Source organism: Pseudomonas sp. MWU12-2037, from assembly GCF_023242345.1.
Classification (GTDB): domain Bacteria; phylum Pseudomonadota; class Gammaproteobacteria; order Pseudomonadales; family Pseudomonadaceae; genus Aquipseudomonas; species Aquipseudomonas gingeri_D.
The window spans coordinates 147,841-170,618 of record NZ_JALLIZ010000006.1; the positions used below are offsets into that span (position 1 = coordinate 147,841).

The 22,778-nt window shown below is 62.0% G+C and carries 18 protein-coding genes; 12 read left to right on the forward strand and 6 right to left on the reverse strand.

Features of this window, described 5'->3' with window-relative positions; genetic code table 11:
- The first annotated feature begins 74 nt into the window (after positions 1–74).
- Together M5B42_RS13015 and M5B42_RS13020 are read left to right on the forward strand one after the other, a co-directional pair.
- The gene (locus tag M5B42_RS13015) at positions 75–533 is read left to right on the forward strand and encodes a heme-binding protein (RefSeq protein ID WP_218171169.1); all 459 of its coding nucleotides are present in this window, start codon (positions 75–77) and stop codon (positions 531–533) included.
- Positions 530–2,068, forward strand: a complete 1,539-nt coding sequence (locus M5B42_RS13020) for an MFS transporter (RefSeq protein ID WP_248746070.1) — start codon at positions 530–532, stop codon at positions 2,066–2,068. The genes M5B42_RS13015 and M5B42_RS13020 overlap by 4 nt, the downstream gene beginning before the upstream one ends.
- Positions 2,069–2,128: 60 nt before the next feature.
- Here the strand turns inward: M5B42_RS13020 and M5B42_RS13025 are convergent, their stop codons facing one another.
- The gene (locus tag M5B42_RS13025) at positions 2,129–2,554 is read right to left on the reverse strand and encodes a MerR family transcriptional regulator (RefSeq protein WP_103497014.1); all 426 of its coding nucleotides are present in this window, start codon (positions 2,552–2,554) and stop codon (positions 2,129–2,131) included.
- 78 nt (positions 2,555–2,632) lie between these two features.
- Here M5B42_RS13025 and M5B42_RS13030 point away from each other — a divergent pair, with 78 nt between their 5' ends.
- The gene (locus M5B42_RS13030) at positions 2,633–3,865 is read left to right on the forward strand and encodes an NADH:flavin oxidoreductase/NADH oxidase family protein (protein WP_248746071.1); all 1,233 of its coding nucleotides are present in this window, start codon (positions 2,633–2,635) and stop codon (positions 3,863–3,865) included.
- Positions 3,866–3,870: 5 nt separating this feature from the next.
- On the opposite strand, the gene M5B42_RS13035 is transcribed toward M5B42_RS13030, so the two are convergent.
- Positions 3,871–5,517 carry a phospholipase D-like domain-containing protein gene (locus M5B42_RS13035; RefSeq protein WP_248746072.1) on the reverse strand — a complete coding sequence of 549 codons (1,647 nt, stop codon included), beginning with the start codon at positions 5,515–5,517 and terminating at the stop codon, positions 3,871–3,873.
- Between the two features lie 196 nt (positions 5,518–5,713).
- On the opposite strand from M5B42_RS13035, the gene M5B42_RS13040 reads away from it, so the two are divergent.
- Positions 5,714–6,406, forward strand: coding sequence for a YoaK family protein (locus M5B42_RS13040; protein ID WP_248746073.1), 693 nt, complete (start codon positions 5,714–5,716; stop codon positions 6,404–6,406).
- A 13-nt stretch (positions 6,407–6,419) separates the two neighbouring features.
- Here the strand turns inward: M5B42_RS13040 and M5B42_RS13045 are convergent, their stop codons facing one another.
- A complete protein-coding gene (locus M5B42_RS13045; RefSeq protein ID WP_177098682.1) occupies positions 6,420–7,295 on the reverse strand; it encodes a patatin-like phospholipase family protein in 876 nt (291 codons plus the stop codon).
- 251 nt (positions 7,296–7,546) lie between these two features.
- Here M5B42_RS13045 and M5B42_RS13050 point away from each other — a divergent pair, with 251 nt between their 5' ends.
- Positions 7,547–8,152, forward strand: a complete 606-nt coding sequence (locus M5B42_RS13050; RefSeq protein ID WP_177098683.1) for a glutathione S-transferase N-terminal domain-containing protein — start codon at positions 7,547–7,549, stop codon at positions 8,150–8,152.
- Between the two features lie 321 nt (positions 8,153–8,473).
- Positions 8,474–9,175 (forward strand): LuxR family transcriptional regulator, encoded by a 702-nt coding sequence (locus M5B42_RS13055; RefSeq protein ID WP_248746074.1) that lies wholly within the window; start codon positions 8,474–8,476, stop codon positions 9,173–9,175.
- 20 nt (positions 9,176–9,195) lie between these two features.
- Here the strand turns inward: M5B42_RS13055 and M5B42_RS13060 are convergent, their stop codons facing one another.
- Positions 9,196–9,822 carry a helix-turn-helix transcriptional regulator gene (locus M5B42_RS13060; RefSeq protein WP_248746075.1) on the reverse strand — a complete coding sequence of 209 codons (627 nt, stop codon included), beginning with the start codon at positions 9,820–9,822 and terminating at the stop codon, positions 9,196–9,198.
- Positions 9,823–10,171: 349 nt separating this feature from the next.
- Here M5B42_RS13060 and M5B42_RS13065 point away from each other — a divergent pair, with 349 nt between their 5' ends.
- The 3 genes from M5B42_RS13065 to M5B42_RS13075 are packed head-to-tail and all read left to right on the forward strand — an operon-like array spanning position 10,172 to position 15,645.
- Positions 10,172–11,929 carry an FAD-dependent oxidoreductase gene (locus M5B42_RS13065; protein WP_248746076.1) on the forward strand — a complete coding sequence of 586 codons (1,758 nt, stop codon included), beginning with the start codon at positions 10,172–10,174 and terminating at the stop codon, positions 11,927–11,929.
- A complete protein-coding gene (locus M5B42_RS13070; RefSeq protein WP_248746077.1) occupies positions 11,916–13,595 on the forward strand; it encodes a thiamine pyrophosphate-binding protein in 1,680 nt (559 codons plus the stop codon). Before M5B42_RS13065 ends, M5B42_RS13070 begins: the two co-directional genes overlap by 14 nt.
- Positions 13,596–13,611: 16 nt before the next feature.
- Positions 13,612–15,645 (forward strand): hypothetical protein, encoded by a 2,034-nt coding sequence (locus tag M5B42_RS13075; protein WP_248746078.1) that lies wholly within the window; start codon positions 13,612–13,614, stop codon positions 15,643–15,645.
- On the opposite strand, the gene M5B42_RS13080 is transcribed toward M5B42_RS13075, so the two are convergent.
- A complete protein-coding gene (locus tag M5B42_RS13080) occupies positions 15,642–16,052 on the reverse strand; it encodes a hypothetical protein (RefSeq protein WP_152741899.1) in 411 nt (136 codons plus the stop codon). The two genes, M5B42_RS13075 and M5B42_RS13080, sit on opposite strands and share 4 nt — an antisense overlap.
- A gap of 37 nt (positions 16,053–16,089) precedes the next feature.
- Complete coding sequence (locus M5B42_RS13085; RefSeq protein WP_248746079.1) at positions 16,090–16,494, reverse strand: hypothetical protein; 405 nt, start codon at positions 16,492–16,494, stop codon at positions 16,090–16,092.
- Positions 16,495–16,713: 219 nt separating this feature from the next.
- On the opposite strand from M5B42_RS13085, the gene M5B42_RS13090 reads away from it, so the two are divergent.
- The 3 genes from M5B42_RS13090 to M5B42_RS13100 are packed head-to-tail and all read left to right on the forward strand — an operon-like array spanning position 16,714 to position 22,493.
- Complete coding sequence (locus M5B42_RS13090) at positions 16,714–19,932, forward strand: efflux RND transporter permease subunit (RefSeq protein ID WP_152741900.1); 3,219 nt, start codon at positions 16,714–16,716, stop codon at positions 19,930–19,932.
- Entirely contained in the window at positions 19,925–21,088 is a 1,164-nt protein-coding gene (locus M5B42_RS13095) for an efflux RND transporter periplasmic adaptor subunit (RefSeq protein WP_152741901.1), read from the forward strand. The genes M5B42_RS13090 and M5B42_RS13095 overlap by 8 nt, the downstream gene beginning before the upstream one ends.
- A complete protein-coding gene (locus tag M5B42_RS13100) occupies positions 21,072–22,493 on the forward strand; it encodes an efflux transporter outer membrane subunit (protein WP_248746080.1) in 1,422 nt (473 codons plus the stop codon). The genes M5B42_RS13095 and M5B42_RS13100 overlap by 17 nt, the downstream gene beginning before the upstream one ends.
- Positions 22,494–22,778: the final 285 nt, after the last annotated feature.

Genomic DNA, 22,778 nt, shown 5'->3' on the forward strand with positions numbered 1-22,778 from the left:
AGCTGCTTCTACCGCCACAGTAGAGAGCTTGTACCATGCGCGTCAAATCCCTTATTCCATTGTTTTTTGTCTGCATGAGCCTGCCGTTGGTGGCAACAGCCGACTCATCACCCGCCATTGCCCACAAGGCAATCCTTGACCTGGGGCTGGCCCGTACGCTGCTCGAGGCCGCCGAGCAGGCAGCCACGGCAAAAGGCTGGCCCTGCGCAATTGTGGTGGTCGATGACGGCGGCTGGCCGGTCCTCGGCGAACGCATGAACGGCGCCCCCGTAGTGGCCGGTATTCAACTGGCCGAAGGCAAGGCCCGAACGTCGGCGCTGTTCAAACGGCCGTCGGGCGATCTGGAAAACGCCGTCAACGGCGGACGCCAGGCCGCCCTCAGCGCCGGCCTGGTGATGATGAAAGGGGCACAGCCGATTCGCCTCGAAGGCCAGGTGATCGGCGCCATCGGCATCAGCGCCGACACCCCGGCCCATGACGATGAAATCGCCCTGGCCGCCATCGCCGCCCTGCCGTCGCAGGCCCAGCCATGAGCCGGGTCAGCCCACGCTTGACACTGCTGACCGCCTCCGGCGTCTGCTCGTTGATTGTCCTCGATACCAATATCGTCGCCGTCACCCTGCCCAGCATTGCCCGCGACCTGGGGGCCAACTTCGCCGATATCGAATGGGTGGTCAGTGCCTACATGCTGGCCTTCGCCGCCCTGCTGCTGCCGGCGGGGAGCATCGCCGACCGCTTCGGCCGACGCAAAACCCTGCTCTGGGGCCTGACCCTGTTCATCCTCGCGTCACTGGGCTGTGGCGCCGCACCCGACAGCCTGTTCCTCGATATCGCCCGCGCCATCAAGGGCGTCGGTGCCGCGCTGTTGCTGACCTCCGCCCTCGCCTCCATCGGCCACGTCTTTCACGACGAGGCCGAGCGGGCCAAGGCCTGGGCCTTCTGGGGTGCCTGCATGGGAGTCGCCATGACCGCCGCGCCAACCCTCGGCGGGCTGATTACCCAGTACCTGGGCTGGCGCTGGATTTTCTACCTCAACCTGCCGGTGGGCCTGCTGCTGATGGCGATGGTCCGCCACGCCGTGCCGGAATCCCGGGACAGCCAGGCGGCGCGCCTGGATCCCTGGGGCAGCCTGGCCTTCAGCGGCGCGTTGCTGTGCCTGATCTGGGGCTTGATCGAGGCCAATCGCATCGGCTGGAACAGCCCGCTGACCTACACCCGGCTGCTGGGCGGCGCTGCGCTGCTGGGCCTGTTCGTGTTCGTCGAACGGGTGCAACAACGGCCGATGGTCGACCTGCAACTGTTCCGCCACCCGCGCTTTATCGGTGCCCTGCTGGGGATGTTCGCCTATGCCGGTTGCGCCCAGGTGATGATGACCCTGCTGCCGTTCTACCTGCAGAACGGCCTGGGCTTTTCCGCCGTGGCTTCGGGCCTGGGCATGTTGCCCTTCGCCCTGGCCATGCTGATCTGCCCGCGTATCGGTATTCGACTGGCCTCACGGTTCGCCCCGGCGACAATGATGGCGAGCGGCCTGACCCTGGTCGGTTGCGGCAACCTGCTCAGTGCCTGGGCGGTCGGCAGTGGCAACTACCTGCCATTTGCCCTGGCGATTGCCGTGACCGGTGCCGGCGCCGGACTGCTCAACGGCGACACCCAGAAAAACATCATGGCCTGCGTACCCCGGGAACGGGCCGGCATGGCCTCGGGGATGAGCACCACCATGCGCTTCAGCGCGATCATGCTGACCATCGGTGTGTTCGGTGCCCTGCTCGCCAGCCATACCGAGCAATTGCTCCAGGCCAGCCTCGCCACCCAGGCCGCGCCCTGGCTCGATCAGGCCCGGGCGATTGCCTCGCGGGTGGTCGCCGGTGATATGCCGGCGGCCATGGCAACGCTGCCGGAGTCCGCACGCCAGGTGGTCCAGCCTCTGGCTCGCGCAGCCTTCGTCGGGGGCTTTGCCACGGTGCTCTGGGTCGCGGGCTTGCTGGCGTTGTCAGGGGCGTTGGTGGTGGGCAGTTTGATGCGCCATCCGCTGCCCGCCAGCCGCTCTTATTCATTGGCCAGGGAATAAATCCGTACGGGGCTCGTCGCACGGGCACTGAAATTATTCAGCCGCCCAATTTAGAAGCCCTTACAGTGGTAGCCGTGGTTGCGGGGACTGGATCGACGCCAATACCCGCTCGGTGTTTTCCGTGCAACTGACCCCATCGGGTCGGTTGCGGATGCTATTGACGATCCCCAACAACTGCATTTTGCTATGGGCCAGGCGCGCCTGCATGGCTTCGATCTGATCGATCTTGCGCTCCAGGCTGTCGACCATGACCTCATGGCCCAAGCCCCCGGTCTCGGCCACCGGCACCAACGCCCGTAGTTCCTCGAGACTGAAACCCGCCTGCTGTGCGCACTGGATGATCGACAATGTCTGCAACACCTCGGCCGGATACTCACGGTAGCCGTTGGCCTGGCGCTGTACCTTGCGAATCAACCCCTGGGCTTCGTAAAACCTGATCTTCGACGCCGCCAGGCCACTGCGCAGGGCCAGTTCACCGATCTTCATAAGAGGCCTCGAATGGACGCTTGACATTAAAGTTAGGTTTAAGCTTAGCCTGAACTCCCCACTACCCCGGAGTCAAGCATGTCCCCCTTTCAAGCACTGCTCTTGCCCAACGGCGTACAGATCCCGAATCGCATCGCCAAGGCCGCCATGGAAGAGAACATGGCTGACCTGGATAACGCGCCTTCCGCTCAGTTGATGGAACTCTACCGCGCCTGGGCCGACGGTGAACCGGGTTTGCTGCTGACGGGTAACGTGATGATCGACCGTCGCGCCATGACCGGCCCGGGCGGTGTGGTGCTGGAAGATGAAAAACACCTGGAAAAATTCCGCCAGTGGGCCGCCATTGGCCGGGCCAAGGGCGCGCAATTCTGGATGCAGATAAACCATCCGGGGCGCCAGACCATGGCCAATCTCGGCCAGATCGCCTGGGCACCGTCCGCGGTGGCGCTGGATATGGGCGGCTTCTCGAAAATGTTCGCCGAACCTCGCCCCATGAGCGAAGCGGATATCGAAGAGGTGATCGGCCGTTTCGCCAACAGCGCCCGTCTCGCCGAGCAAGCGGGATTCACCGGTGTAGAGATCCATGCTGCCCACGGCTACTTGATCAGCCAGTTTCTCTCACCGCTGAGCAACCAGCGCGGCGACCGTTGGGGCGGCTCGCTGGAAAATCGCGCCCGCTTGTTGCTGTCGGTGGTCAAGGCGATAAGGGCCGTTGTCTCGCCGGACTTTTGCGTGGCGATCAAACTCAACTCGGCGGACTTCCAGCGCGGCGGCTTCGACGCTGACGATGCCCGCCAGGTGATCGAATGGCTGAACGACTTGCCGGTGGATCTGGTCGAGCTTTCAGGCGGTAGCTATGAGGCTCCGGCCATGCAGGGCGAAGCACGGGACGGTCGCACCCTGGCGCGCGAGGCCTACTTCATGGAAATGGCCGGCGAGTTGGCGAAGGTGGCGAAAATGCCGGTGATGGTCACCGGCGGCATTCGGCGCTTGCCCATCGTCGAACAGGTGCTGGACAGCGGCATCGCCATGGCCGGTATCGGCACTGCGTTGGCTGTGGAACCGCACCTGCCCCGACACTGGCGCGAAGGCCGCGACAGCCATCCGCAATTGCCACCGATCCACTGGAAGAAAAAGCCGCTGGCGGCCTTGGCGAACATGGCGGTGGTCAAGTTCCAACTGCAGCGCCTGAGCAAGGGCAAGCGCCCTCACCCCGAGGTTTCGGCGGTGTGGGCGCTGGTGCTGGATCGGTTGTTTATCGGTCGAAGGACAAAGCAGTATCGCGCGGCGATGAAGAACCTGAGCGCCTGATCCCGTTAGCGCCCGGCAAACCGCAACCGAGACAGCATCTTCAAATCGCCATCCTTGTAATACCCATCGCTCCAGCTGTTGTCCGGCGACAGCGGCTGGACCTGCTTGAGCTCCAGCTTCTTCGCGTAATAGCGAAACCGGTAGTGCTCATAAAAGCGCAGGATCTCCAGGCCATAACGATCCGCCAGATCGGTATCGCCACGAATCACCAGGTAGTTTTCGTCATTGCCATCGCTGGCGCCGACGCTGAGGTTGTGGCTACCACTGATAATGGTCGGCGCGTCGGTGGTGAAGTCAGTGACGATGGCCTTGGTATGCACCAGCAGGTTGCCCTTCTGGCCAAGGAGCCCCTCCTTGATCCAGCCCTCCAGGCCGGTATTGAGCAGCGCCGTGGCCACGAAATCATCCGTCCGATCGGCATGAATCCCGGAGATGCTGCTGGCGGTGTTCTGCAAGCCGAAACGCAGCACATCGTCGTGGGGCTTGCCGAGCAAGGCGTCGAGGATTTCCTGGGGCAAGGCAAAGGCCGTGGCGAACAGCACATCCTTCTGCGCCGCCGTAATGATCTGCACGAACTCCTTCAGATCGCCCTGTCCGGTACGCGGGGAAAACCCGGCGAACAGCGGCTGGCTCGGGTCCATGGGATTGTTCTGGGTGATCCACTTGCGGGTCGCCACCACATCCGCCGGCGCCGCCCAGATCTCCTCGAAGACCTGGGTGTACTCGGTGGCCAGGCGGACGTCGTCAAGCACGTGCACCACGTTGGCCTGACGATAGACACCATTGGCGGTGAAGTTGGTGCTGCCACAGAGCACGGCTTCAGGCCGGTACTCGCCACCGGCGTCGCGCTGACTGAGCACGATGAACTTGTCATGGAAGATATTGCTGGTGACCCGACCCCGTTTGCTCTCGGCCGGAATCGGCGCCAGGCTCTGCTCGTTCAGGGTGGTGTCCTCATCACCGACCTTGGCGTGGTAGAGCACGCGAATCCGCACACCGCGCTGCTGCGCCGCGTTCACCGCATCGACTATCGCTTTCAACTGATACTCGTAGATGGCGATATCCAGGCCCCACTGCACATCCGCTGCACGGGCAATAAAACCCAGCAACTCTTCCAGCAGGCCGTTTTCCAACCACAGCCGCGCCGCATCGGGCCAGGCTTCGATGGGCAGGTTTTTCTGGGTGGTGATCAGTTTGTCCAGATCCGGAAATTTGCGTTCGAAGCCCTGGCTGGCCGCCACCGCACGGTTGAAGATCACCCGCTGGCCCTTGGGCAGGCCATTGTCGGTGGTCACCGTCACCGCCAGCGATTCGCCCAGTTGCGGCGCATCAGGCGTGCCGTAGGCCAGGTGCACCCGGTAGTTGCAGGTGCTGCCGGGCTCGACGTTGTAGTCGGCCCAACGGAATTTCTGCAAAGGTGCCAGATTGCTCGGGGTCGCGTGGTACTGGGGGAAGGTGTGTTCCTTGCCGGGGAACGTCAGGCTGTTGAACAGGAACTCCCAGGGCCCGCTGCCTTCCTGGCGTTCGATGGCAAAACCGAGCAGGCCGGCCCGCCGCGATTCGGCCAGGTCGATGGCCAGCAACACGCCACTGGTCCCGGCGTAGGCCTTGACCCGAAAATCGTCCTGGGGATTGCTCTGAAGTACGCGCATGCACCACATCCTTGGGAAGTCCGCTGAGGTGTTCGAGCGTAGCGAATTTTTATGACGCCAGGCACTTCATACGCGACTTTCACCATGAAATTTTCCATCCAAGGTTTCAGCCGTCCGACCTTGATCAACGACAAGCGGCGAGTTACCGTCTGACTCCATCCGGTGCCCACGACGCCAGAACCAGAGAGGACATGCCATGGAATCCCCCTTGCACCCCAGCGTAGGGCCGGCCCTCAGCTTCAACGGCGGCTTCGTCGACACCCTGGGTTTCCTCGCCTTGCAAGGGCTGTTCACCGCCCACGTCACCGGCAACTTCGTCACCCTGGGGGTGAGCATTGTCCATGGCACCTCAGGCGCACTGCCCAAGCTGATCGCGCTACCGGTATTCGTGCTGGTGGTGGGGCTGACGCACCTGGCCGCGGTGGCCATCCATCGTCGGGGGCTGACGCCGCTGCGCCTGCTGCTGGTGACCCATACGCTGATACTGGCCGCCTTCGCTTTCCTGGCGATTTTCTGGGGCCCCTTTATCGACGGCGACAGCACGACGGCGCTGATCACCGGCATGACCGGGGTCACCGCCATGGCGATTCAGAACGCCATTTCCCGCCAGCATATGAAAGGCACCCCGCCGACCACGCTGATGACGGGCAACGTCACCCAGTTCGCCGTCGATGTGTTTGCCCTGTGGACCGAGCGGGACATCCAGCAACGGAGCGTGATCAAACAACGTCTGAAACCGATTTGCACGACGCTGCTGGCCTTTGCCTCAGGCTGCGTCAGCGCCGCCCTGCTCTATCTGGCCTGGGGATTGTGGGCGCTGATTCTGCCGGTAGTGGTCGCCGTGGGCGTCTGCCTGGGTGTCTACCGCGGCGACCGGCTCAAGCCGTAACCGGCGTTACCCCTCAATGCCCGTGCGTCGAGGGGTGAGTGTGGGCCTGCAATGAATCGGGCACACCGGTACGAACCAACCCGCCCTCCTCGATCCAGATGCAGGTTTGTTCATAGGCACGCTGCAACAGGGCGTCGGTCTGGCTGAAGTCAAAGACCGAGATCCCCAAGGGACACAAAGGCGCTACCACGTGAATACCCGCCCGGTGCGCGTAGAGTTCGATATCCCGCACCAATTGCCGCATGCTCATCAGGTTCAACGTGTGCAGCGCCAGGGCCACCAGGCCGGCCGGCGGTTGTGGGCAGGCGCAGCCGAAGCCCGTCGGCACCACCACGATGCGGTTGGCCCCCAGGTCGACCGCGCTGGCAATCGGTGTATTACTCGCCACACCACCGTCGATCAACAACTTGTCGCCAACCCTCACACAAGGAAATACCAACGGGATAGCCGCACTGGCCAGCAGCGCCTGTTCCGCGCTGCCGCTGGACAACAGCTCTTCGGCCCCCGTCAGCAGGTTGGTGGTGACGATATGCAGTGGCAGGACCGTGTCTTCGATCCGTGCCACGGGCAACGCTCGCTTGACCAGTCGCTCCAGCGCCGTGGCCTGCAACAGAAAGCCGCGCCGATTGATCAGCGCCCCCAGGGTATCGAGTAACGACAGGGGAAACACATCGCCCTTGCGCAAACTGCGCCAGAAGTCCGCCAGCTCCGCCACCCCCTGCGCGGTGGGCCGTGCGGCAAAGTAGGCGCCGTTGATGGCACCGACCGACGCGCCGATCACCAGGTCAAAGTTCACCCGGGCCTCCACCAGGGCCTTGAGCATGCCCACCTGGACCGCGCCGAGGCTCCCACCTCCAGCCAACACGAGGGCAGTTTTGACAGCGTGCATGGCAGGCCTCGCTCGTACTCAATGACGGTCATACAGGAGCATAGCTGGTGACTTGAAACTCAACGCGATAGCCAACTAGTATTGGGTCCGGACTCAATCCTCCTTGGCCGTGAACGAGACAGTGCTCCTTTCTTCAGATCGAGAGGGCGTTCTTCATGGAGCCTCGGGATAGTTGCGTGTCCAGCACAGTAACCGGTTCAAGCCCCAGGGGCTGCCAGGATTCCCTTCACCGCATCAAAAGGACAGGATCAATGAAGCTTATCGGTATGCTGGACTCTCCCTACGTGCGCCGGGTCGCCATCACCCTCAAGCACCTGGGCATCGCCTTCGAACACCAGTCGGTCTCGGTGTTTCGTGACTTCGAGCGCTTTGCGCAGATCAACCCGGTGGTCAAGGCCCCGACCCTGGTCTGCGACAGCGGTGAAGTGTTGATGGACTCCGGACTGATTCTCGAGTACCTGGCGCTGATCGCCGGTCCCGGCCAGGCCTATGCCAGCCTGGCCGAGCAGGTGCGCGGACTGCGACTGATCGGGCTGGCCCTGGCCGCCTGCGAAAAATCGGTGCAGATCGTCTATGAGAAGAATCTGCGTCCCGCGGAGAAACAGCATGGTCCCTGGCTGGAACGGGTTGGCGGCCAGTTGGCAGCCGCCTACACGCAGATCGAGAACGAACTGTCACGCCAGCAACTGCCCCAAGACGGCACGATTCGTCAGGAAGGCATCAGCCTGGCGGTTGCCTGGAGCTTCAGCAAGATGATGCTCCCCGAGCAATGCCTGGCGGCACACTATCCGCACCTCGAACAATTCACGGCCTATGCCGAGCGCCTGGAGATTTTCGTCAGCACTCCGGCCACCTGATTCCCCGCTTCCTCCCACACCTGTTGATCCTGTCGGCGGTCAGTGATCTGGCCGCCGTCGGCGCTGGTCTCTGCCTGCCTGTCTACCGCGGCGACCGGCTTCAACCGTAGGGCTCGGGCTTTCCCCCATATCGTATGAAGCGTCCGCTTCCCCGAAGACCAGCGATCAACATTTCAAGCGACAAATAGCCGAAAAGCGTTTACTTATAAACAGCACTATCCAGCCGCTTCCCAAATTCAACAACCCTGCTTGTATAAGCCCCGCTTTTATCTAAACTCGACCCCTTAAAATCTACACCTCCCTCCAACTCAAGGCCCAACAATGAAGTACTGGAAAGACCAATTACTGCGAGACCTGCCTTATATCAAGGACACTGAAACGCTATTCGCGGCGACAGAACTTCTGATTCGGCAACTTGGTTTCAAGCACTATGCCTACACCTTCTACACTTCACCCTCACCCCTGTGCGGTTCTGCCCAATCACACAACAACTATCCTCCTGCCTGGAACAGGCTCTATCAACAACGCCACTTCCAGTCCATCGATCCGATCACCCTGCACTGCCAGCATTCACTGCTCCCCCTGCTGTGGTCGGACGAGGCCTTTATCAGGCACCCCGACTTTCGAGAGCAACAAAAAAATCATGGCCTGGCCCACGGACTGTCCCAATCCACCCATGACGCCCTCAGTCGAAAAAGCATTCTAAGCATCGCGCGAACGGCCCCGGCGCTTTCACTCGAAGAGTTTCATGAAAAATCGAACCATGCCATCTGGCTATGCAACTTACTGCATATCATCATGACCGATATACAATTGTCCCTCGACAGCCCCCACAAACTTTCACCGCGGGAGGTCGAGGTACTCAGATGGTCCGCCCTCGGGAAGACCGTGGGGCAAATCGCCCAACTGCTGCAGTTGAGCGAGCGTACGGTAAATTTTCACATCGGCGCCGCCATCCGGAAGCTCGGGGCCGCCAACAAGACCGCCGCGGTGGCGAGGGCAGCCTTGCACGGCCTGATTTGAAAGCCGTCATGGGTCTTCATTCAAGCCAGTGCATCGAGCATCACCCATCCCAACACCCGACCGCACACTTCAACGATCGGCTTCACATCATTCACTTGGCTGTTATTGTCTTTTGAAGTATTGGCGTCGCTGTAGCGAAATAGACCCAGGCTCCCATTCGGCTCCGGATAAAGGTAGTCTACCCGCTGTACGCCATCGAGCATAAATACGCACACTGTCTTTTCTTCAATCTTCGCCAGCGAAGGTTCAAATGCAACAAGCGCCCCACCAGGAATTCTCCCCCCCATATTATCGCCGAGCATACGCACCCAGCGGACAGACGTACTCTTTACTTCCGTCCCCCAGGACACCTTGTCACAAACAACCCGATCGACCTGCTGCTTTTTATCGTCCCGTTCCGGATACTTGAGCCCCCGTCCCTCACGCAGCCAGCGAACATTGACCGATAACAAAGCGGCAATCGCTTCTTGCCGCCGCAACGGCACACCCCGATTAAACCAATTATTTACATGCTGGGCCTTGACACCACAATAGAGCGCAAAATCAGTTGCCGTTAAATGACACTCCTTGAGAAGTGCCCTCAGACGCGCCCCTGACCCTACCGCCACATCCATTTGACGGTGATGCATTAACGTTGAGAGATCCATTCAGTCATATTCCTTGCCGAACATCTTATGAAAATTACCACGCCATTCAACTTATCGACCAGACAGAAACAATTACTAAAACTTATCCAGTTTAAAACGTTTAATCAGAGAAGGCTTATTCCCAGGAAATCAACCTGACTTCGATTGATCCGGGAAAAACATCCCGCCTGAGGGGAGGGTCGATTCAGCGGTGCCAGAGAGCCCGGTCGCGACCAAGGCTTCGACTGCTCGGTCCGAGCCCGGCCAATTCGAAAAGCCATAGTGGCAAACTGGCATTTCGGCAAAACTCGACAATACTTCGCGCGAACGGAATTCGCAGTTCCTCTTTCCCCTCGAAAAGGAGTTCGCCATGAAGTCGCAAGAACTGGAACTTGACGTGGCCGTGGTCGGCGGTGGTGTCTCGGGCTGCTACAGCGCCTGGCGTCTGCAACAGGTTCATGGCGATACGCAAAACATTGCCTTGTTCGAATACAGCGACCGGATCGGCGGACGCCTGTTCAGTATCACCCTGCCAGGCTTGCCCAATGTGGTCGCCGAGGTCGGCGGCATGCGCTACATCCCGGGCCCTGACGGCCATGTGGTGGTGGACAGCCTGGTCAAGCACCTCAAGCTGCCCAGCCAGGATTTCCCCATGGGCGCGCCCAAGCCGGTCTATTCGAAGAACAACCTGTTCTACCTGCGCGGCAAGCGCTTCCGTTATCGCGACTTCGTCGAAGCCCCGGAAAAAATCCCCTACGACCTGGCCTGGTCCGAGCGCGGCTTCTGCCCCGAGGACTTGCAGGTCAAGGTGATGAACTACGTCTACCCCGGCTTCGACAAACTCAACCTGTGCCAGCAGATGCAGGTCAGCGTGTTCGGCAAGGAAATCTGGCGGTACGGCTTCTGGGACCTGCTCTACCGGGTGATGAGCAATGAGGGTTACCAGTTCATGAAGGATGCCGGCGGCTATGACGCCAATGTCGCCAACGCCAGCGCCGTGACCCAGCTTCCGGCCACCGAATACAAGGACACCACCGAGTTCCTGACCCTGACCAAGGGTTTCCAGAGCCTGCCCCTGACCCTGGCGGCAAAGTTCGCCAAGCTGCCCGGAAAACTGCCGGGCAAGCAGCGGGTACAGATGAACCAGCGGCTGACCGCCATCAGCTACGCCAAGGACGCCGACTTCCCCTACCGCCTGCACTTCCAGGCCACCGCCACGGTGGACGGCAGTACCCGCGACAGCGGCGGCCAGTCCGTGGTCAAGGCGAAGAAAATCATCCTGGCCATGCCCCGCCGGTCCCTGGAACTGATCGACTCGCCGTTCTTCAGCGATCCCTGGCTCAAGGACAATCTCGGCTCGGTGCTGGTGCAATCGGCCTTCAAACTCTTCCTTGCCTACGAGCAACCCTGGTGGCGCGCCCTCGGCTTGGTGGCCGGGCGTTCGGTCACCGACCTGCCGGTGCGGCAGATCTACTACATGGGCACCGAATGCGAGCAGAAAGGCGGCGAACCGACGCTCAACTCGTTGCTGATGGCCTCCTACAACGACATCGGCACCGTACCGTTCTGGAAAGGCCTGGAAGGCGGTGCGCCCTTTGTTGGCCACACGCCTGTCAACCTGGCCGGCCTGCTCAAGGCCGAACCGGTGGTGCCCAGGACCCAGTTCACCGTCAGCGACGAAATGGTCCGGGTAGCGCAGATGCAGGTCACCCAGGTCCATGACCAGGTGGAACTGCCGCGCCCCTACTCGGCGGTCTATCACGCTTGGGACGCCGATCCGTACGGCGGCGGCTGGCATGAATGGAAAGCCAATTACCGGCTCGACCAGATCATCTGCCGCATGCGCCGGCCGGTGGAAAACCAGCAGATCCATATCGTCGGCGAGGCCTACTCCTATGGCCAGGGTTGGGTCGAAGGCGCCCTGACCGTGGCCGAATCGACACTCCAGGACTTCTTCGGGCTCAAGCGTCCGACCTGGTTACCCAAGCACTACGCCCTGCTGCCAGTGCCGACACCCGACGGCTGTGCCCTGCAACCGGGCCAGCGCCCGGCCTGCAAGGACTGCGCGGACACCCTGAATGAAGTGACTCAATTTGCCTATAAGGGGATCGACCATGGCAATACGTAGAGACTTTACTGTCGCTGACTACCTGCTGGCACGACTCCTTCAACTGGGTGTGCACAAGGTGTTCCAGGTCCCCGGCGATTATGTGTCGGGATTTATGGATGCCCTGGAGAAGTCCGCCGATATCCAGCCGGTCGGCGAAGTCAATGAAATGAGTGCCGCCTACGCCGCCGACGGTTACGCCCGTTATGCCGGGATCGGCGCGGTATCGCTGCAATACGGTGTCGGCACCTTCAGCGCGGTGAATGCCATTGCCGGCGCCTATGTCGAGCGCAACCCGGTGGTGGTTATCAGTGCCAGTCCGTCGGCGAAGAATCGCCAGATCATCTGGGCGGCGGACGTCCTGTTCCATCACTCCACCGGCGACCTGGACGTCGGGCGCAAGGTGTTCGAGAACATCACCGTCGCCTGCGAACTGCTGGATGACAGCCGTACCGCACCGGCACTGATCGACCGGGCGCTGGTCGCCGCCATCAGCCAGCGCCGGCCGATCTACCTGGAAGCCTGGCAGAACGTCTGGGGCGAACCTTGCGAGGAACCCGTCGGCGAACTGTCTCCCGTGCCGGCCGCCTGCGATCTGCTGTCCCTGGAAGCGGCGGTCGAGACCTCGGTGCAACGCCTGCGCGAGGCGAAAAAGCCGTTGATCATGCTCGGCATCGAGATCGCCCGTTTCGGCTTGCAAAAGCAGGCGCTGCACCTGATCGAAGCCAGCGGCCTGTCGTTCACCACCTCATTGGAAGCCAAGACCGTTGTCGACGAGAACCACCCGCAATTTATCGGCACCTATGCCGGCACCGCCTCACGGCTGTGGACCCAGGAGTTGGTGGACCAGACCGATTGCATCCTGGCCCTCGGGGTCATCTTCACCGACGACTACCTGCAACTGCTGAAGAAGGATTTCGGCCAGATCATCCTGGTCAACACCCAGCTGGCCCGCACCGGCTTGCAGTACTACCCCCATGTTCCGCTGCCGCAGTACCTCACCGCGCTGACCAGCGCACTCGGCCTGGACGATGATTTCCCGCTGCCCCTGCGCCCGCGCGAACCACTCTCGCCGCTGCTCAAGGCAACCGACCATGACACGCCCCTGAGTTACGAGCGGTTCCTCGACACCCTCGCCGATTTCGCCCGGGAGCAACGCCTGTGGGACAACAGCGCGCTGATCCTCGGTGAAAGTTCGGCGCTGTACGCCGCCAGCAATATCATGGGCATGCCCGAGAACAGCTTTGTCGCCGATGCCATCTGGGGTTCCCTCGGTCACGAGACCGGCTGTGCCCTGGGAGTGGCCATGGGTGGCCAGCGCCGGCCGCTGGTGGTCGCCGGCGACGGCGGCTTCATGATGATGTGCCAGTCGCTGTCGACCCTGGTGCGCAATCGCGTGAATGCCGTGGTGTTCGTCATGAGCAACGAGGTCTACGCCATCGAGCAGGCCTTTGTGAACATCAACGCCTTCAAGGAACACGGCGAGTTCGCAGCGTTCGACATCCTGCCCAGCTGGGATTACCTGGCCCTGGCCCAGGGTTTCGGCGCCAAGGGCTACAAGGTCTCGACCCTGGGTGAATTGCGCGAACTGCTGCTCAAACTGCTGGTGATCGACGAGACCGTGCTGGTCCAGGTGGTCATTCCGCAAAAAGACCTGGCGCCCCAGATCGAACGACTCGCGTCCTGAAAGGAGCATTCACTACATGGCTGTATTGCGTCTTGCTGTCGCTGCCCTGCTGCTCACCGGCCTGTCCGTGGCCCAGGCCCATACCCACGGGCCTGAAACGGCCGAAACTCCGAAACGTTTCACACCCGTCTCGCCGGACACCCCGTACCTCGAAGTCCTGCAGCAATGCGTCAGCCAGAAGGACACCGAACAGGGCCAGTTGCTCTCGGGCCTGGGCGGCACGCGCTACCCCATGGTCAGCCTGAAGGACGCCGACCGGGTCGAAGCTTTCTATAGCCAGGGCATGGCCCTGCAATACGGCTTCAATTTCTCCGAAGCAATCCGCGCCTTCTACCAGGCCAGCCGTTTCGACGAAGGTTCGGCGATGCCTTATTGGGGTATTGCCCTGTCGGCCAACTCCAATATCAACAGCGACGCCACTCCCGGTTGCGACCAACTGGCCTATCGCTCGGCGCAGATTGCACTGGAGCACGCCAATGCTCGCCTCAAGGACCCGGACGCCAAGGCCCGTTTCAGCGAAGGGCAGTTGCAGCGTGAAGTCGATTACGCCAAGGCGTTCCTCAGCGCCTATACCCTCAAGGACGGCCAGGTCAGCCTCGACGGCGACGGCAAACAACACTACGCCGACGCCATGAAAGAACTGTCGCAGACCTATTTCGACGACCTCGATGCCGCCACCCTCTACGCCGACGCCCTGCTCAATCTGACACCCTGGAAATGGTGGGACGGCGAGGAGGCGGTCTCCGATCAGGTCCACCCGACGCCGGCGGCCTATCAGGCGCTGCAAGTGCTCAACCGCGTACTGGTGCAGGACAAGCTGCACACCGGTGCCAATCACTTCTATATCCACGCCATCGAGGAGTCGCCGTTCCCCGACAACGGGTTGCCCATGGCCAATCGCTTCCGCGACCAGAATCCGGCCATCGGGCACCTGGTGCACATGGCCTCGCATATCTACCAGCGCACCGGCAATAACGCCCTGGCCAGCGTCGCCAACTACACGGCGGTTTCGGTGGACCGGGCCTACGCCCATCAGGTCGGCCCGCAGAGCCCCTACCCGTTGCATTACCTGGGCCACAACATTCACTTCCTGATCTGGACCCTGTCCATCGAAGGCCGTCAGAACGAAGCCATGAACATGGCCGAGGAACTGGTGGAGAACACCACGCAGTATTCGGCGCTGGAGTTCCTCTGCAAGCAGTACCCCGACGAGATCCGCACCAAGTCGGACTACTTCTATGCCGTGCCCTATTACTTTGCCGTGCGCTTCCAGGACTGGGCAGCGCTGGAGCGTATCGAACCGAAGATCGAGCAGGGTCTGAAGACCATCAACGAGACCTGCACCCAGGCCGACAAGGATTGGCAGCCACTGACCGCGCCTTACACCCGGGTAATGGCCGCTTATGCCAAGGCTTATCGGCAGTTGGCCGAGGACGGGGCGGACAAGGAGAAGGTCAACGACGCGCTCAAGGGCTACTGGCAGGCGGTGACCGATACCCTGAAAGCCTCACCGGCTCTCAACTACGGCAACAACAAGGCCTCGGAGCTGTTTCGCATCGCCAACCTGATCCTGCTGAACAAGGCCCAGGACAGCAGCCACGGCAAGCTGGACTTGGCGTCACTGCGGGAAACCGCTGCGAAGGTGTTTGGCAAGGATCCCTCACAGGCCTTGGCCACTGACCTCAAGTCACTCCAGGGCGATAACCAGGAACAGATCATCGGCGCCTGGCGCAAGGCGGTCTCCATCCAGGACGCACTGAGCTATAACGAGCCGCCGGACTGGTATTACACCTTGCGTGAGTCCCTGGGCTACGCACTGTTGGCCCAGGGCAAGGCGGCCGAAGCCGAGAAGGTTTTCCGTGAAGACCTGATGGGCAATCGCCTCAGTGGTCGTTCGCTCAACGGGCTGAAGCTCAGCCTGCAACAACAGCCGGACAAGCCGGTGCCGACGCTGCTCGACAAACAACTGCAGACCGCCTGGCGCAACGCGACCATCAGCGCCGCGCCATCAGGCTTCACCACACAAGCGGTTCTGAAAGCCGGCGACTAGCCCGGCAGGCACTGGAAGTCGCCGGTCTCGGCGACTTGCTTGCCATGGGAGTCCATCAGGCGCGCGTTGACTTCCTGGCCCAGGCTCGACTCCACCAGCTTGTAGTGCTCGCCGGCCTTGAACTGGTTGAAGCTGACTTCACCCGAACAGTCCTGCTGGTTGCCATCGCCCCACGGCATCTCCACCAGCATCACGTCCAGCTTGTGGGCGCCAGGTGGCACTTCGAAGAAACGCCCGTCATCGATTTTCTTGCCATCGACCTTCTCGGCGAGCATGTCGTTCGGCGCTTCATTTTGCAGACCGATCCAGGCTTCGCTCGGATCCGCTTTCGGCATCGGGCCGGCACACGCGGACAGCAGAAAAGCCAGGCCCAGGGTTGGAATCAGCATCAGGGGTTTGAATGTCATGGTGTTCTACCTCAAAAAATGAAAAAGCTGTCAGCGGTTAAATGCAGGAAAACTTCCTGGAATGGGCCACGGTCACGCCTTGGTCGTTCACCAGCTCAGCCCCTACATCCGCACCCGATCCCGACTCCACCAGGTGATAGCGCTTGCCGGCCTTGAACTGGTCGTAGTCCACCTGACCGATGCACTCGGGCTGTTCGGTATTGCCGTTGGCCCCCTGGACCAGGAGCACTTTCAGATCGTGCTTGCCCGGCGCCACTTCGAAGTAGCGGCCGTCATCGACGCGCTTGCCATCCACACGCTCTGCCAGCAGGTCGTCGCTCGACTCCTGCCCCAGGCCGATCCAGGCTTCGCTCGGATCAGCCTTGGGCACTGGCGCTGCGCAGGCAGACAGCAGGCAAACCAGTCCAAGGGTCGAAATCAGCATCAGCGGCTTAAGTGTCATTGAATGAATTCCTCTCATCTTCAAGTGCTTTATCGCTGGACGGAAAATCCGTCTAATCGAGGCAAAGAGTGGCGGACTAGAGGCTCTTGTACAAATGAACACACATGAAGGGATTTTCAGTCCTTATCTAAAAGATCCTTCATGTTGGTGAAAGCTAAACGTTAAGTTCCAGACGCAAGACTGCCGGTGTTTGCAATTCCACTCCCCGGAGGTTCAGGCATGCTCGGGCTGGTAAAGACCGCACTGCTCAAGCCCTACACGTTTATCGTGTTGGCGATATTCATCTGCATCATCGGGCCGCTGGCGGCCATGCGTACCCCCACCGATGTGTTTCCCGATATCGGTATCCCGGTGGTCGCAGTGGTCTGGCAATACAACGGCCTGTCCCCAGAGGACATGGCCGGCCGGGTGATCTACACCTACGAACGCTCCTTGAGCTCCACGGTCAACGACATCGAACATATCGAGTCGCAATCGCTACCTGGCATGGGCATCGTCAAGATCTTCTTTCAGCCGGGAGTGGACATCCGCACCGCCAACGCCCAGGTGACCGCGGTCTCGCAGACCGTGCTCAAGCAAATGCCGCCAGGGATCACCCCGCCGCTGATCCTCAACTACAGCGCCTCGACGGTGCCGATCCTGCAGATGGCGTTTTCCAGTCCGACGCTGTCTGAAGCGAAGATTCGTGACCTGGTACAGAACAATATCCGCCTGCCACTGACCTCCGTTCCGGGCCTGGCAATTCCGACGCCGATGGGCGGCAAGCAACGCCAGATCACCCTCGACCTCGATCCCCAGGCGCTGGCCGCCAAGGGCCTCTCGGCGCAGGATGTGGGCAATGCCCTGGCCGCGCAGAACCAGATCATTCCGGTGGGTACCGCCAAACTCGGCCCCTACGAATACACCGTGCTGCTGAACAACAGCCCGAAAGTCATCGAAGAACTCAACGACCTGCCGATCAAAACCGTCGACGGCGCCCTGATCACCATCGGCCAGGTGGCCCACGTGCGTGACGGCTCGCCGCCACAGACCAATATCGTGCGGGTCGATGGCCGCCGCGCGGTGCTGATGCCGGCGATGAAGAACGGCAATATTTCCACCCTGTCGATCGTCGACAACATCCGCAACATGCTGCCGCTGATCAATGAAACCCTGCCGCCGGAGCTCAAGACCTCGCTGCTGGGCGACGCTTCGGTGTTCGTCAAGCAGTCGGTGGGCAGCGTGGCCCGCGAAGGCATCATCGCCGCCCTGCTGACCAGTGCGATGATCCTGCTGTTCCTTGGCAGCTGGCGCTCGACCCTGATCATTACCGCCTCGATTCCATTGGCGGTGCTCTCGGCCATCGCCCTGCTGGCCGCCACCGGCCAGACTCTCAACGTCATGACCCTCGGTGGTCTGGCGCTGGCGGTGGGGATCCTGGTGGACGATGCGACGGTGACCATCGAGAACATCAACTGGCACCTGGAACAGGGCAAGGCGGTCAACGATGCGATCCTCGACGGCGCGAAACAGATCGTCGGCCCGGCCTTCGTTTCGCTGCTGTGTATCTGCATCGTGTTCGTACCGATGTTCATGCTGCAAGGCATCGCCGGCTTCCTGTTCCGGCCGATGGCCCTGGCGGTGATCTTCGCCATGGCCAGTTCCTTCATCCTCTCGCGGACCCTGGTGCCGACCCTGGCGATGTTCCTGCTCAAGCCCCATATGGTCGAGGGCGGCAGCGGTCATCATCCCGAAGATGAATTTATCAACCATCACGAAGGCGAACAGCACCGCAAGCCACGCAACCGCCTGCTGCAAGGCGCACTGAATTTCCAGCAGGGCTTCGAGCGCGGCTTCTCCACGGTACGTGACGTCTACCATGGCCTGCTGACCCTGGCGCTGGGTTGCCGCAAGCGCTTCCTGCTGGGTTTCCTCGCCTGTGTGCTGGCCTCCTTCAGCCTGCTGCCGAGCCTGGGCGAAGACTTCTTCCCGGCCACCGACGCCGGTGCCCTGGCCCTGCACGTACGCCTGCCGCTGGGTACGCGAATCGAAGAAAGCGCCGCGACCTTCGACCGTATCGAAGCACGGATCCGCGAGGTGATTCCCGCCGAGGAACTGGACAACATCGTCGACAACATCGGTATTCCGTTGAGCGGTATCGACATGGCCTATAGCAGCAGCGGCACCATCGGCCCGCAGGATGGCGATATCCAGGTCACCCTCAAGGCCGATCACCAGCCCACCGCCGACTACGTGAAAAAACTGCGCACGGCTTTGCCGGAAAGCTTCCCCGGCAGCCAGTTCGCCTTCCTCCCGGCGGATATCAGCAGCCAGATACTCAACTTCGGCGCGCCGGCTCCGCTGGACGTGAAAATCTCCGGACGCAGTGCCGAGGAAAACCGCGTCTTCGCCCTCGAACTGCAACGACGCCTGCAACACGTACCGGGGATCGCCGACCTGCGGATCCAGCAATCGGTCGGCTACCCGTCGCTGGAAGTGAAGGTCGACCGCATGCGCGCCAAGGGCCTGGGCATTACCGAACGTGATGTGACCAACAGCATGGTCGCCTCCCTGGCCGGCAGCTCCCAGGTGGCGCCGACCTTCTGGCTCAACCCGGCCAACGGCGTATCCTATGGCGTGGTCGCGGCCACTCCGCAATACCGCCTGGACAGCCTGCCATCACTGGAAGCACTGCCGGTCACCGGTAGCAACGGCCAGTCGCAGATCCTCGGCGGCCTGGCGACCATCAATCGGGTACAGAGCCCTGCGGTGGTGACCCACTACAACATCCAGCCGACCCTGGACATCTACGCCAGCGTGCAAGGCCGAGACCTCGGCGCGGTGGCCCATGACATCCAGAAGATCCTCGACGATGCCTCGTCCTTGCGGCCCAAGGGCGCGATTGTCAGCCTGCACGGACAGATCGATGCCCTCCATGAAGCCTTCGGTGGCCTGAGCTTCGGCCTGCTCGGCGCGGTGGTGCTGATCTACCTGCTGATCGTGGTCAACTTCCAGTCCTGGGTCGACCCGTTCGTGATCATCACCGCCCTGCCCGCGGCCCTCGCCGGGATTGTCTGGATGCTGTTCTTGAGCGGCACCTCGCTGTCGGTGCCGGCCCTGACCGGGGCCATCCTCTGCATGGGCGTGGCCACCGCCAACTCGATCCTGGTGGTGAGCTTCTGCCGCGAGCGCCTGGCCGAACACGGCGATGCCCTCAAGGCCGCCCTGGAAGCCGGCTACACCCGTTTCCGTCCGGTTTGCATGACGGCCCTGGCGATGATCATCGGCATGTTGCCGCTGGCCCTTTCCGAAGAACAGAACGCCCCCCTCGGACGCGCCGTGATCGGCGGTCTGATCCTGGCGACCACTGCCACCCTGCTGTTCGTCCCCGTGGTGTTCAGCCTGGTGCATGGCCGCCGACCTATTCGCGCCGTAGCTGGAGAAAACACCCATGACTGATCGCAAACCTTCGGGCAAACGCCTGCTTTACATGGGCGTCGGCGGTCTGACCCTGGCCGCCTTGCTGGTCGCCAACGGGATTGCCGCGCGAACCCGCCACGAAAAATCCGTGACCGCCTGGACCGAAACCGCCGCCATCCCCATGGTCAGCGTCTTCAAGCCGGCGCAGAACGCCGCCGGCGACACCCTGCGCCTGCCGGCCCACCTGGAAGCCTGGAGCAAGGCGCCGATCCATGCGCGGGTCAGCGGCTACCTGAAAGACTGGAAAACCGACATCGGCAGCCAGGTCAAGGCCGGCCAGATACTCGCCGAAATCGACAGCCCGGATCTCGACCAGCAGGTCGCCCAGGCCCATGCCCACCTGGTGCAGGAACAGGCCAATGCGCGCCTGGCCGAAACCACCGCCACCCGTTGGCAGAACCTGGTGGCGACCCATTCGGTATCACGCCAGGAGGCCGATGAAAAAAGCTCCAATGCCGCCGCGGCCAAGGCCAATGTCGAAGCCGCCGCCGCCGACTACGCGCGGCTGTCGGCACTGGAAGCGTACAAGACCATTCGCGCGCCCTTCGCCGGCACCATCACCGCCCGCAACACCGATATCGGCCAGCTGATCAAGGCCGACAACGACAGCGATCCGGAACTCTTCGATATCGCCGACACCCATCAACTGCGGCTCTACGTACCGATTCCGCAGAACTACGCCAGCGTGATCCGTCCCGGCCTCGAGGTGAAGCTGACGGTACCGGAACATCCGGGCCAGCAGTTCAACGCAAAATTGCTGGGCAACTCCACCGCGATCGACTCGCGCTCCGGCACCCTGCTGGCACAGTTCGTCGCCGAGAACCCGGACAACGTCCTGCTGCCGGGCGACTATGCCGAGGCGACCCTGCCGATCCCGGCGGACACCCATGGCGTCAGCATTCCGGCCAGCGCCTTGATCTTCCGTGCCCAGGGCACCCAGGTGGCGGTGCTGGACGCCCAGTCCCATGTGCACCTGCGTGACATCCACATCGGCCTGGACCTGGGTGAGCGCCTGGTCATCGACCAGGGCCTGAAACCCGCCGACACCGTGATCGACAACCCGCCGGACGCCCTGCGCGAAGGCGACCCGGTAAAACTCGCCGACGCCGGAGGCCAACATGTCCCCAAGGCTTAAGCTCAGCGCCTGGCTCCTGATGATCGCGGCCTTGCAGGGCTGTTCCCTGGCACCGACCTACAAGCCGCCGCAACTCGACTTGCCGGAGCACTATCGCGAACAGACCAGCGACGGCCCGTGGCACCTGGCACAACCGGGCGACAAGCTGTCGGAACAATGGTGGTCGCTGTTCCAGGACTCACACCTCAACGACCTGCAGCAGCGCCTGCTCAAGGCCAACCCTGACCTGGCCGCCGCCCTGGCGCACTACGACGGTGCCCAGGCCTATGCGAGCCAGTTGCATGCCGGGCTGTTCCCGCAGATCAGCGCCAGCGCGCAGCCCCTGCGCCAGCGCCAATCGGACAATCGCCCGTTACGCGGCAGCACCCAGCCGGCGGTATACAACAGCAACACCGCAGGCTTTGCGCTGAACTTCGACCTCGACCTGTGGGGACGGATTCGCAACCAGGTGGCCGCCGGCGATGCCCAGGCCCAGGCCTCCGGCGACGACCTGGCGGTGGCGCGCCTGAGCCTGCAACAGCAATTGGCGACCTTGTATATCCAGCTCAATGGACTGGACGCCCAGAGTCGGATTCTCAGCAGTTCCCTGGATGACTACACCCAGGCGCTGCAACTGACCCGTGACCGCTACCAGGGCCAGATCGCTTCGGAACTCGACCTGACCCGTGCCCAGAGCCAACTGGCCGAGGCCCAGGCACAACTGGACGACGTACGCGGCCAACGCAACCTGGCCGAACATGCGATTGCCGAACTGGTGGGTGAACCGGCCAGTGACTTCCAGTTGCCGCCGACCCAGGCGATCCTGACCATTCCCAAGGTACCCGGCGCCCTGCCCAGCGGCTTGCTGCAACGCCGTCCGGATATCGCCGCGGCGGAACGCCGGGTGTTTGCCGCCAATGCCGGGATCGGCGTGGCCAAGGCCGCCTGGTACCCGGACTTCAGCCTGACCGGCCTGCTCGGCGGCCAGACCCAGGGCAGCGGCAGCCTACTGTCGACGGGTAATCGCTATTGGGCATTGGGGCCGCTGGTCAACCTGCCGATTTTCGATGGCGGGCGTCTCAGTGCCCAGGAGCATCAGGCCAAGGCCGAATTCGACGAGGCTTCGGCCCATTACCGCAGCCAGGTCCTGCGCGCGGTGCGCGAAGTCGAGGACAACCTGGCGCAACTGCGCGACTTGCAGCGCGAGGCCCTGGATGAGCAAGCGGCGGTCAATGCCGCGCAGAACACCCAGACCCTGGCGATGAACAGCTACCAGGCCGGGGCCGTGAACTACCTGGATGTGGTGACGGCGCAGACGGCGGCATTGCAGACCCAGCGACAGTTGCAGGCGTTGCAGACCCGACAGCTGCAGGCCAGCATCGGCCTGATGGCCGCCCTGGGTGGCGGTTGGAGCGTCCAGGGCTGAACGCGGTTCCTGTAGGAGCCAGCTTGCCGGCGATTGCGATGTCACCTTCACCACCGCTATCGCTGGCAAGCCAGCTCAGGTCTCGTGGCGTACAAGAGACCTCGTTTCCTGACTGCGCAACTTCTGTCCCACCACTGGGATGAAAAACACCGCCTCCAGCTCCGCAGCGCCTGCAACACAAGGCCCCCATCCATCTGGCAACTTCCTGCCCGCTCATGCGCAACACCTTGCGCACTTTTCCTGAAGAAACACCCTTTAAATCTAGAAATCTTCTAGAAAATCAAA